Raw genomic sequence first — 11,542 nt, forward strand, 5'->3', positions numbered from 1 at the left:
TCTGAAGTTATGGAAGAACTAACTGTTAAAATTTGGGTTGACTTAGGTGGAAGCACGCTGAAAATTTTGCTCGACATCCCCCAAAAATCAACCAAGCCAATTATCATCTCTTCACGAGTAATCAAACTAGATGATTGGTTAGTATCCAATCGGACTGCGGATATCTTAAATATTCCTCCTGAAGCTGATGCCATTGTTCGCTTTGGTAGATGCTATTATGCAGTAGGTAAGCTGGCAGAACATTATGCTAGTGATGTGACCAACTCCATTGAACTTAAAGAACCAAAGCAAAATACTGCTATTCCGAAACTACTGGCAATTGTGGGCATTATTAAGCAGAAATATCAACTGCCAACTAAATTTGCTGTCAAACTAACTTTATTACTTCCCTTTCCTGAATATCAGTTCGTCAAAGATGGTGGTAATAATTTTTCTGTTGATTTAAAAAAAGCCCTGTCTAATTGGGAATTTAGAGGAGAAGAGTCTTCAGTTACTTTAGTTAATTTTACTTGCAAACCCGAAGGTTCTGGCTTAATTATGTTGCGATATCAGCAACAGCATAATCAACAAGATTGGCTGATTAATCACAAAATCGCTGCCCTAATGTTGGGACATCGAAACACTAGCATTTTGCTCTACGATCGGGGAATACCTAGTGGCTATACTAATAATTTAGGCTTTTACCAAATCATTCAAACTGTAATTGATTCTAGTTTGGGACAAAGTGCTGCTGCTCTCACTCAGGCAATTTACAAAGCTAACGATGACATTTCACCCAATAATCCCCATATTCAAGCACTTGCTCTTACTGAGGGGAAAAGTAAACGAGCAGAACTGATTCGTTTGGTAAAAGCGATCGCTTCTGCCCAAAAAAATCACTGGCAACAGATATCTAGTTGGGCTAAATTGCTCGTTAATGATGTTGATGAACTAATTATCGGTGGTGGCACAGCATTGTTATATCAAAAAGCCATCAGAGAAACTTTCCACTCCGCTCCATTATTTTGGGCAGTAGCAACAGAAAACAAACCAATACCTCAAATCCCACCTCAACCCATTGAGCCATCTGGCAATTGGGAAGAATGGGAACACAAACTCCTTACCGCTAAACCAGGACAAGATGCTTTGAAAGCCAAACAAGCGTTAGAGCAATATGAACAACAACAAGCTGACTACTTAGAGCAGTTAACAGAAGTAGAAGCAGCATTAACCAGAGAAAAACTTCCCCAAATGCAGTTGCAGCGCCAATCGCAAGCCATGATAGAGGAAATCGCTCAAACATTTTTCTCTCAAGAGTTAAAGAGTGACGAAAAATATTTTCGAGTGATACAGTTTGTTGATATTTATGGGGTGTGGAGTGCGAGCGAAAAAGATTGATCGTATCCAGTTCTAGCTATTTGTAAAAAACGCTCTACTGTAGGTACACAATCAGGTCGCCAAATTAAAGCCAACGCCACCAAGGGAGTTTTCTCTTTTAAAGGCTTGTAAATCACACCACTACGCTGTAAATTTTGCAAAGAAGCCGGAACAACTGCAATACCCATTTGAGCCGCCACCAAACTAATAATCGTCTGCATTTGAATCGCCTCCTGCACTACATTAGGGCTAAAACTCGCTTGTTGGCATAAACTAATAATCGGGTCATAAAGTCCCGGAGCCAAAGAACGCTTAAATAAAATAAAAGGCTCATTAATCAGCGATTTTATTGACACCTTCGTTCGCTTTGCTAACCGATGAGACACTGGCATTGCCAACATTAAAGGCTCTTGAAAAATCACCTCAGAATGAATAAGTTGCTGTTCCACAGGCGGACGAACCAATCCAATATCAATCTGTCCGCTGACTAACAACTGCAACTGCTGGTTAGTCGTCAGTTCCCGCAATTCCAAACTGACATTAGGAACAGCCTGACGAAAAGCCTGCAAAATAGGCGGTAGAACACTGTACGCCGCAGAACTGACAAAGCCAACCACCAATTGTCCCACCTCACCACGACTGGCAAGCCGTCCCATCTCAACCGCTTGCTCAACCTGCTGCAAAATCTTCTCTGCTTGTACCAAAAATACCCGTCCGGCTTGGGTAAGTTGCACGCTCCGCTTAGTCCGATGGAATAACTCAAATCCCAACTCAGTTTCCAGTTGGCGAATCTGTTGACTCAGCGGTGGTTGAGCAATATGCAACCTTTGAGCAGCACGACTGAAATTTAGTTCCACCGCCACCGTAACAAAGTAGCGCAAATGCCGAAGTTCCATAAGTTCGAGACAGTTATATTTTAAAAATATAAATTAACTACTAAATATATATTGGACATGATAACTCAGGTTTTCTACAGTAGTAACTAAGAGATGATTAAACATTGCAGAAACTCAAATGCCATCATTAAAAATTACGATTCGCATAGCTACCTTAAAAGATATCGAATTAATCCATTCTTTCATTGCTCAAAAAGCCGAATTTGATGGGTTCATTCAACCTTTACCACTCTCGCTCGAACAATTACAAAAAACTTTATTTACTGATTCACCCCTAGCAGAAATTCTCTTAGCTGAAGTTAACCAAACTGCTGTAGGATTCGCCTTAATTTATCCTACTTTCTCCAGCTTTTTAGCCCAACCTACCCTGTGGATAGATGACTTATTTGTGCTACCTGATATGCGTCATCAAGGAGTGGGAACTGCATTAATCGAGGAAATAGCAGAAATTGCCAAACTCCGTAATTATGGACGAATTGAATGGACAGTTGCTACTCGTAATACTCCAGCAATTAACTTTTATAAAAAGCAGGGAGCAGAAATTTTAGATAATCTTCGTTTGTGTCGAGTAGTAGTTTAATTTCATTGAAACAGGAGGTTAACATGAGTAACAATATGTGGAATACAACCTTATATGAAAGCAATCATTCTTTCGTTTGGCAATCTGGAGAATCACTCCTAGAATTACTCTCACCCCAGCCAGATGAACGAATTTTAGACCTGGGTTGTGGTACTGGACATTTGACAGCAAAAATTGCCTCTATGGGTGCGAAAGTTTGCGGTATTGATGCCGATAAAAGTATGATTGAACAAGCTCGACAAAACTATCCTAATCTACATTGGGTAATTGCTGATGCTCGGAATTTTCAAGTAAATGAACCTTTGGATGCAGTATTTTCTAATGCTGCATTACATTGGATTAAAGAAGCAGATGCAGTGATTCAATCTGTTTATCAAGCACTTAAATCGGGTGGACGTTTTGTGGCAGAATTTGGTGGACGGGGGAATATTGGGGCGATCGCACAAGCACTTTTTACTACAATAGAAAACATGGGATTTGGCAATCCTCAAACACTTAATCCCTGGTACTTTCCCAGTATCGCAGAATATGCGACTCTCTTAGAAAAACACCAATTTGAAGTCAAATATGCACTATTGTTTGAGCGTCCCACACCTTTAGAAGGTGGTCAAGCAGGTATCGCCAACTGGTTACAAATGTTTGCTAATGGCATTTTATCCCAATTATCTCCTCAACAACAAATGCAAGTAATCCAGTCAGTTCAAATGCAGCTACAACCAACTTTATTTCATGATGGACATTGGATAGCTGATTATCGCCGTATCAGAATTGTTGCTGTTAAGTGAAATTTAAATAGGAGAGAAAAATCTTCTATAGTACACTTATACTATAAATATAACTCAATTACAGATGTCTAACCCAGACTTGCATTCCTTACTTTTCCAGTGGGCAACTCTTGAACCTCAACGTTGTCGCCAACAAGATGATATACATTTTGAGGTACGCTATTTAGATCATTGGCTGACCATCACTGACCAACCTGTTAGTCACGGAAATATTATTGCAGCTGTACTGGCTGGTTGCCAAGAAAATCAAATTTACTGCACAATTGACTACACTCCACGCTATGAAAATATAGCAGCTACCATAGAAGTTGGTTGTATTCCCAAGATGTTTCGCTACCGAGACGGCGATGAGGTAATCTCATCCATCCCTACCCTATTGCTAATGGAATATTTAGATAGATTACAAAGAAGGAGTGATAATAATGAATAAGTTTCACAAAGCACTCCATCAACTCGACCATTTCATCGGTCAAAAAATGCAGGAGTATCATACTCCAGGTCTAGCTATTGCGATTACAGACCGAAAACAATTGTTACATATTTCTACTTATGGTAAAGCCGACATCGCTGCTGATGTTCCTGTCACTCCCGAAACTTTATTTCCTATTGCCTCAATTAGCAAATCTTTTACTAGCATCGCCTTACTTCAACTTTACGAAGCCGGACAATTAGACTTACACGCACCCGTCACTCAATACCTACCTTGGTTTGGAGTAAAATCTATTTACGAACCGATTACTATTCATCATTTACTTTCCCATACTGCGGGTATTATTACTGGTAGAGACTTTACACCTAATTCTCATTATGAAGTTGTCGCTTTAGCAGAAACAGAAGTTACTTCACCACCGGGAGAATATTTCCATTATTCTAATGTGGGTTATAAAGCTCTTGGTTGGGTTTTAGAACATTTAATCGGTCAAAGTTACGCAGAAATTTTGCGACAACGGATTCTTCAACCTGTAGGTATGATTAATACTGAACCTGTGATTACCAATGCTATAAGAAACCGATTAGCTGTTGGTTATCAACGCTTTTATGATGACCGTCCTTACTCGCATAATTACCCCCTTGTACCAGCACCTTGGTTGGAATATGGTGCTGGTGATGGCAGTATTGCTTCTACACCTGCGGATATGGCAACTTACCTGCGCTTTTTATTAAATAAAGGATGTACATCGTCAGGGCAAATTATCTCGGAAGATAGTTTTAATTTGATGGTTCAGTCAGTAATTAAAGTTAATCAAACTGAAGAAGTTTTTTATGGATATGGTTTAGCGATCGAGAAATTTAATAACCAGAATTACATCCTTCATCATGGGGGAACGATCGGTCATCTTTCCAATATTATGCTCGATTTAGATAATGGATTGGGAGTTGTTGTCTTGTGCAACAGACCAGGGAATCCTGGGGAAATATCTAAAGTAGCACTCCAGTTAATTACAGCTGAACTTTCCGACAAAGAATTACCTTCATTACCTGCAATTAATCATCCGACAGTAATTGAGAATGCTAATGATTATGTAGGTACTTACTTGGGAGATAACAAACAACTTACTTTTATTGCTCAAAATCAACATTTAATTTTAAAATACCGGGATAAACATATTATTTTAGAACGGCGTTATGGGGATAGTTTTTATGTTAATCATCCCGACTTTGCGCTTTTTCTTTTAACTTTTAAACGGTCGGATAATCAAGTAATAGAAGTGTTTTATGGAGAGCAGTGGTATGCGAGCGATCGCTACACCGAGACCAAGACTTTTAACTATCCCCCCGAATGGTTAGCTTATCCAGGACATTACCGTTCTCATAATCCCTGGTACTCCAATTTTCGGATTATTTTACGTCAGGATAAGTTGTGGATAATCTACCCAGTTTGGGGAGATGGAGAAGTATTAGTACCGCAAGGAAACGATGTTTTCCGAATTGGAGAAGACCACTGTTCCCCGGAAAGAATCAAATTTGATAGTATAATTAGCGATCGCGCATTACGTGCTACTATTTCCGGTTGTGATTATTATCGTACTTTCCTCTGAAAACTAACATTAATCATTATTTCTTGCCAAAATTAGCCGGGTCTTGATCCCGCCGATGATTAATTGGAATCGGAGTACCTTGACCATTTCCTACCAAAGCAGCTGTTGTCTCCAACGCTTCTCTCAAGCGTTTAGCAGCGTAGATAGACATATCTCTAGGCACACTAATGCGCGAGCGCAAATACCGCAAAGCCACATCAGAACCAGGCGGTGGTACACAAACCTCCCCAGTCATCATATAAGTTAAAGCACAACCCAAAGCTTCTTCAAACAACCGCTCGTCAGACGGATTCACTTTAATAATATTGGCCCGATGCTTAAGTACCCGTTGCAAAGCTTCAGCGCGTGAGGTTTCCGGTTCTGGATAAGCCACGTCAGGCAACCCAAACCAAGGCCCATTATCTACCTGTAACTGATTGCTTTTCGTTTGCGGTTCCCCATTTGACCAACAACCACCCAACTGTGGTGGCAAATCATGAGCATGGGTATGAAAATCACTTTGAGTGCCACGATAAGTCTCACGACTTTCCATCGCCGCAAACCAATCTGCCAAACGCGGGTTTTCCTCTCTTAAAGAATAGCCTTTGTAATAAAAAAGACTGGCATTCATTCGTTCTAAAAAGGGCGTAAAAATTACATCAACAGTGCTAAATCGATCGAGAAAATAAGCACCAAAAGTGCTACCTAAAGCTTCCTCAACCTTTCCTACCACTGCTTTAAATTGGTCGCGCTGACGCTGATCGTCCCCACTCGACCTAGCCTTGTAGCAAAGCCAAGAACACCAAGCTCTAAACAACAGTCGCTCTAGCCGCCGCAGTGGGATAACCCGATCGTCTTCCAACCCGTAACCTAAAGTACCAAATGTTCGTTCCAGCGCCAGCAAAATGTCATCACTTTCCGTAATCAAGCGCCCGTCTAGCTCAAGTGCTGGTAACATCCCTGATGGCACTATACGTTTGTACCAACTTTCTTTCTCCCCATAGCAAAACATCGTCACTTTTTTAATCCGGTAGGGAATCTGCTTTTCCTCCAGCCACAGCCAGACTTTCTGACAATAGGGACACCAAGCATGACGATCTCGGTACAATGTCACTCGCACATCTGATTCACTCTTTCCAAATAAACGCAAATCAGCTTGAGCATTGGTTGGGCCATTAACCCTATCGATTTCATAGTTTGCCAGGGTTTCTAGTTCTGTCCAGCTTAATCGAGTGACGCTCATGGAAGGTTATGGTTATCAGGTAATTTACTATCGAGCCAAAACTGGATCGATCATATCCATACAACTGACTCTGTGTAAAGAAATGTAAAGTTCTTGACTAGCTGTTCTCGTCTGCCAAGAATCTAGATATGCGTCTAGATTATCTATAGCTGATGAACAGGAGCAACAGGTCGCTTTGGATTATTCAATAATCGTTCAAAAGCTTGCTGCTGATGATGTTCATCCAACCAAGCATGATAAGTTTGAATATGTATCGCTACCGAATGCCCCATTTGCTTCGCTGCTAACGACACCTCCAGTCCATACTCCATACTCCTGATTGCCCAAGCATGACGCAAATCATAAGGACGGAACTCCATTCCCTGGCGACGGAAATACTGCGACACTCTTTGCCCCAACTCCTTATTGTTCCTCCCTGTACAAACTGGAACTTTCACATCCATTAGCTGCCAATACTCCACCCATTCAGGGTGCAAAGGCCAAACTCTTCTTTCTCCAGTTTTACCCTCCATCACCCGCAATACCCCTGCTTGTGTGGAAAAATGTTCTAAATCCAAATTAAACACTTCATGGGGTCGTAGTCCATAAGTTGCCAACATCCCAAAACACCACTGCCATTGCGGATTAGTAATTTTGTTTCTCCAAACTGCTATTGCTTCATCACTTGGTAGCTCTCGTTTACTTACTTTCGTCGGTGAATAATTTCCGCTAAACCTTTTCACATCGAAATTAAAGTTAGCTATTTCCACTAATTTAGCCAACGCTAAACAAGTTTTTTGCCGCATTCTTGTATCTGGATTTGTCGCTTTAATTGCACAAATTAGGATTTCTTTTGATAGTAACTCGTCTGGCGGTAAGCGGCTAAAAACTTCTTCGTAGTTAGTTTGCCAGGTAGAAAGTGACTTGGGAGTTTTCGACCGCCGCATAAAGTAATCTGCTTTTAAAGCTTGGATGTAATCGGCGATCGTCTTCAACTCATTACCTGTTGGATTATGCCGTAAATAAGGATGCCAATCAAAGTCTCCTATTGCCAACAATCCCCCTACCTGACGCGCTGCTTTTTCTGCTGTTTTAATGCCTTCAATAGTTGCCTCTATCCCCAAAGCAATTTCTTGTTGATATGGTTTAGTTTTCTCACTCCCTGGACGAGGTGGTAAAGTTCCTCGTAAATATAATCGATTCCCTTTTTGCTGAATCGTGACCCCAATCTTACCAGCCTTCAGCCTTTGATTAACTATTAATAATTGACTATCGAATTTTGTTGTTGTCATTTGTTTACTGAAAATATAACAGTATAAAATTTTACTTTTATCTTGAATTGATGGTTTAACGGGCTAAAAAAGAGGAATTTTTGCAAGTCATTCACTGATTGAATTTGGAGAAATGGGAGTAAAAATGATTACCTGTGAGCTATTACAGGTAGTCATTTTTGCTTTCTTCCATCTCTTAAGGAGGCAAAAATTATTCCCCTTAAAAGAATACACCACCCAATTTGAAAAACACGCTCATATCCTCTCTCAATTACTTCCCTAGTTTTTTCCCTAAATTAATCACGCTCTTATACTTAAGCTTTAAAAATGTTTGGTTTTATTTTATACTTAAAGTGTTAAATTGATTATTAGTTTTTATCAAGATAACAAATAATTTTTATAGTCTATAAATCTGATAAATTAGAATTTAGATATTACTTTATTACTCAATTAAAAATTTTTAAATATTTTCATTGTTTTAGCAATTTTGATTTTGTTTGTAATAATAATTACAATGTATGCTAAATGAAGTTCTTGATTAATTTGCTATTAAACTTTATTAAAAATAATTAACAGAAAATATCTCAAATGTATTGACAAAAAATGGCAATTTTACCTGATAAGTTTTACTTTATAAATGCAAGTTTTATCACTAATAATGGAGCTAATAATAAATTAAATAAAATCAGTTTTCCCAGAATAAAACCAAAAAAACATTGTTTGGCGAGAAGAAACTGAAAAATCTTAATTTATGAAACTTCATTAATTTTATGTTTTTGCATAAATTCTTGATTAGAGATAGCTATCTGTTGTTGGACTTCCTTTTGAATACGTGCCTCAAGAGATGTTTCGAGAAGTTTGAGCCTTTCTTCTATATTATCTAGGCGTTTATCTATATTTTTATTCATTCGTTCAATGGGGAAGTGAGAAAACCTTGTCGGTGTCCGCTCTAGACATTCCTCAATATAGTTAACAAGTATTGCTGAAGCATTTGTGCCGCTACGCCTTGCCCACTCCTGAAAAGCAACCCATTCATCAGCATCTATCCGAAATGTCGCTAACTTCTTCTGCTTCATTGCCTATATACCTCTAGTCCTTGTTTATTTTCCAGATATCCATCTAGCATCGTATAGATAATAAAGTTACTTTATATACAAAATCTATAAAATAGCTTGTTTAAGTATATACATAAATATAGATAATTTAACTAATGTGTCGGTTCGCTGTCGGTTCGCAGACAAAGTGAAAAATGATGCAGAGTAGATGAAAAAGTAGCAGACAAGTTGAAAAAATGTTGCAGATAAGTTGAAAAAGAGTAGAAGTAAAGTCCGTAGACCGTTTGCAGAATGGAGTAGCGCCTATAGGAACTTTAACTGTAGAGTTACTGCTGAGAAACCTCACAATGCAAATTGTTCAGTAAACTTCCAGTCGGCTGATTGTGCGATCCTATCCTTTGTTGATCTGGATGTTTAGAGTTGTATTTACCGCAGCAGGTGTGATTATCAATCCAGCCTCCGACAGTCAAACCCTGACTTGCGATCGCAGGTGGTTGGTCTATTAGGATTGTATTTATGGGTCGCATTACCACCTGCAAATTGGCATCACTTTTTTCAATTTATGTGCAAATAAGCAGTCTTTTTTTCAACTTATCTGCGAATAAGGTGGCTTAAAGGGTATATCTGCCGTTGCCCCTTTTTCAACTTATGCGCGAACCGACACTAAAATTTTAGAGATACGTCCTATTTTCGCAGATAAGATGAAAAATATAGCAGAGAAGTTGCTGAAGAGAGGACAACTCTCGGTCAATTCCTTACCTTAATAAGTACGGGTTTAACTCAGAGTTGTCAAAAAAAGTAGGTCTACTCTTCTCAACTAGACCTAATACAACTAATGAAAAAATGAATTTATTACCCTTAAAAAAATCTTTTGCTTCTTTAAATATTTTTGATTCTTATGTCTATTGTGTAGTTAAAGCTCGACATTTTTTAATTAAGACCCCTTAACAGTCATCGTCTCTAATGCTACTTGAGCCACCTTAGCCGCTGCGTCAAACGGCAATGTTCTCACCTCTGCAATTAGATCGTCTATAGACCAACGCAATGCTTGTGTTGGCTGTCCATTTCTTACGTTTTCCAACCAGCTTGAGTCATCCGTGCGATCGGTTATCGCCACATTGTTTTTTTCTGAGTCCTGCAAGTAAATTTGCAGTTGTAATAGTGTCCAACCTTTTAAGTCAGCTAGTTTTTGTAGATTCTTTTCATCCGGTAAAGCTGCCTGCTTTTCCCAAGTCTGAACAGCATAGTAGCTGACACCCAATAGCTTGGCAAAGTTGCGCTGACTTTTCTCCCCTCGCAGTTCTTTAACTAATTTAGCCAACTTTAATTTAGGTGTTGTACTTACCTGCATCTTTTATACTCCATTCTTCCCAAAAACCCTAGCTCGCCAGAGCGACTACTCGGCGCTTGCCAAAATTTCCCACATAATTGACATTGACATCTAGTAAATGTCATCTTTAGAAAGTTATGAATGTCAGGATGTCACACTAAAATGTCACTTTTACATTTTGCTCTAGAGCAGATGTACCCTCCCATTGTACCGCTTAAATTCATAGGCACAAGGAGAGAAAAACAAAACAACCGTACAGTTAAAGCTGATTCTATACCATACATAAACAAACAGCCATCTAGAGGAGGAAAAAATTGATGGCTGAACAGGAAACTACTCTAGGGAATGCAAGCGTCACCCAAGGTGCGTCAAAATTAAAATTTAGAGGATTAGAAGTATCGGATTCGGATAACACCCCCAACCGAGTTCACCAAACCAAAAATCTACCTCTAACCCAACCACCGTTGTTTGGAAGCAGACCCTACGAGATGACAGCCACAGGAGCACCTATCATTAGCGCCAGCCAAGCGTTTCTTAAATCTCCAGATTGGAGTGAGTACGCTCCAGATCGTCTTTATTTTCAAAAGCCTTTTGGTAAAGGACGCTTCATAGAGTTTTACATACTCAACAAACTGGCAAATCAACCAGAATCAATAGCATCTCAAGCTGAAGATGAAATTCTTGATCGATATGGGGTGATGGCAGCAAGGCTCCATGTCATATTTGCTACATACGCAGCCCAACAGACAGAACCTTGGAAAGAACCTTTTGTTCTGCGAGGCTCTGAGTTAATTAAAACATTGAAAGTTTATAAAACTAAACAGTTAACCAAATCGCAAAAACTTAAGGCGATCGCAGAGTTAGCTGGGTCTTCCGGCATCATGGGGTAAAATGTAGTTAGCACTACATTTTACCCGAAAAGGACGATGGATTTTCATCTAGATACCTTATTAAACTTACCAAACGTTACAGTTTTCACTGCTTATGAAAAAGAAGGATTCTTCATTTTAAAATTAGAGTTGTTAAACG

General features: G+C 39.3%; 12 protein-coding genes. 6 read left to right on the plus strand and 6 right to left on the minus strand.

Annotation, left to right across the window (positions count from 1 at the left end; genetic code table 11):
• Nucleotides 1–9 precede the first annotated feature (9 nt).
• Nucleotides 10–1,377: a ParM/StbA family protein gene (locus tag IQ264_RS07775; RefSeq protein WP_193980186.1), complete on the plus strand. Its 1,368-nt coding sequence runs from the start codon at nucleotides 10–12 to the stop codon at nucleotides 1,375–1,377.
• Here the strand turns inward: IQ264_RS07775 and IQ264_RS07780 are convergent.
• Entirely contained in the window at nucleotides 1,344–2,252 is a 909-nt protein-coding gene (locus IQ264_RS07780; RefSeq protein WP_193980187.1) for a LysR family transcriptional regulator, read from the minus strand. The two genes, IQ264_RS07775 and IQ264_RS07780, sit on opposite strands and share 34 nt — an antisense overlap.
• A gap of 118 nt (nucleotides 2,253–2,370) precedes the next feature.
• On the opposite strand from IQ264_RS07780, the gene IQ264_RS07785 reads away from it, so the two are divergent.
• The 4 genes from IQ264_RS07785 (at nucleotide 2,371) to IQ264_RS07800 (ending at nucleotide 5,656) form a co-directional block, all read left to right on the plus strand.
• A complete protein-coding gene (locus tag IQ264_RS07785) occupies nucleotides 2,371–2,832 on the plus strand; it encodes a GNAT family N-acetyltransferase (RefSeq protein WP_193980188.1) in 462 nt (153 codons plus the stop codon).
• Nucleotides 2,833–2,855: 23 nt separating this feature from the next.
• Nucleotides 2,856–3,617 (plus strand): class I SAM-dependent methyltransferase, encoded by a 762-nt coding sequence (locus IQ264_RS07790; protein ID WP_193980189.1) that lies wholly within the window; start codon nucleotides 2,856–2,858, stop codon nucleotides 3,615–3,617.
• A gap of 64 nt (nucleotides 3,618–3,681) precedes the next feature.
• A complete protein-coding gene (locus IQ264_RS07795; RefSeq protein WP_193980190.1) occupies nucleotides 3,682–4,047 on the plus strand; it encodes a hypothetical protein in 366 nt (121 codons plus the stop codon).
• Nucleotides 4,040–5,656: a serine hydrolase domain-containing protein gene (locus IQ264_RS07800; protein WP_193980191.1), complete on the plus strand. Its 1,617-nt coding sequence runs from the start codon at nucleotides 4,040–4,042 to the stop codon at nucleotides 5,654–5,656. Before IQ264_RS07795 ends, IQ264_RS07800 begins: the two co-directional genes overlap by 8 nt.
• Nucleotides 5,657–5,672: 16 nt before the next feature.
• Here IQ264_RS07800 and IQ264_RS07805 read toward each other — a convergent pair whose 3' ends face one another.
• From IQ264_RS07805 to IQ264_RS07825, 5 genes are all read right to left on the minus strand, one after another.
• Nucleotides 5,673–6,878, minus strand: a complete 1,206-nt coding sequence (locus IQ264_RS07805; protein WP_193980192.1) for a glutathione S-transferase family protein — start codon at nucleotides 6,876–6,878, stop codon at nucleotides 5,673–5,675.
• Between the two features lie 143 nt (nucleotides 6,879–7,021).
• Nucleotides 7,022–8,149 carry a site-specific integrase gene (locus IQ264_RS07810; RefSeq protein ID WP_193980193.1) on the minus strand — a complete coding sequence of 376 codons (1,128 nt, stop codon included), beginning with the start codon at nucleotides 8,147–8,149 and terminating at the stop codon, nucleotides 7,022–7,024.
• A 728-nt stretch (nucleotides 8,150–8,877) separates the two neighbouring features.
• Nucleotides 8,878–9,204 (minus strand): hypothetical protein, encoded by a 327-nt coding sequence (locus tag IQ264_RS07815; RefSeq protein ID WP_193980194.1) that lies wholly within the window; start codon nucleotides 9,202–9,204, stop codon nucleotides 8,878–8,880.
• A gap of 305 nt (nucleotides 9,205–9,509) precedes the next feature.
• Nucleotides 9,510–9,710: a hypothetical protein gene (locus IQ264_RS07820; protein ID WP_193980195.1), complete on the minus strand. Its 201-nt coding sequence runs from the start codon at nucleotides 9,708–9,710 to the stop codon at nucleotides 9,510–9,512.
• Between the two features lie 407 nt (nucleotides 9,711–10,117).
• Nucleotides 10,118–10,534 carry a helix-turn-helix domain-containing protein gene (locus IQ264_RS07825; RefSeq protein ID WP_193980196.1) on the minus strand — a complete coding sequence of 139 codons (417 nt, stop codon included), beginning with the start codon at nucleotides 10,532–10,534 and terminating at the stop codon, nucleotides 10,118–10,120.
• 296 nt (nucleotides 10,535–10,830) lie between these two features.
• Between IQ264_RS07825 and IQ264_RS07830 the strand changes: the two genes are divergently transcribed.
• Nucleotides 10,831–11,403, plus strand: a complete 573-nt coding sequence (locus tag IQ264_RS07830; RefSeq protein ID WP_193980197.1) for a hypothetical protein — start codon at nucleotides 10,831–10,833, stop codon at nucleotides 11,401–11,403.
• Nucleotides 11,404–11,542: the final 139 nt, after the last annotated feature.

It is taken from the genome of [Phormidium] sp. LEGE 05292, from assembly GCF_015207735.1.
Classification (GTDB): domain Bacteria; phylum Cyanobacteriota; class Cyanobacteriia; order Cyanobacteriales; family Aerosakkonemataceae; genus Floridanema.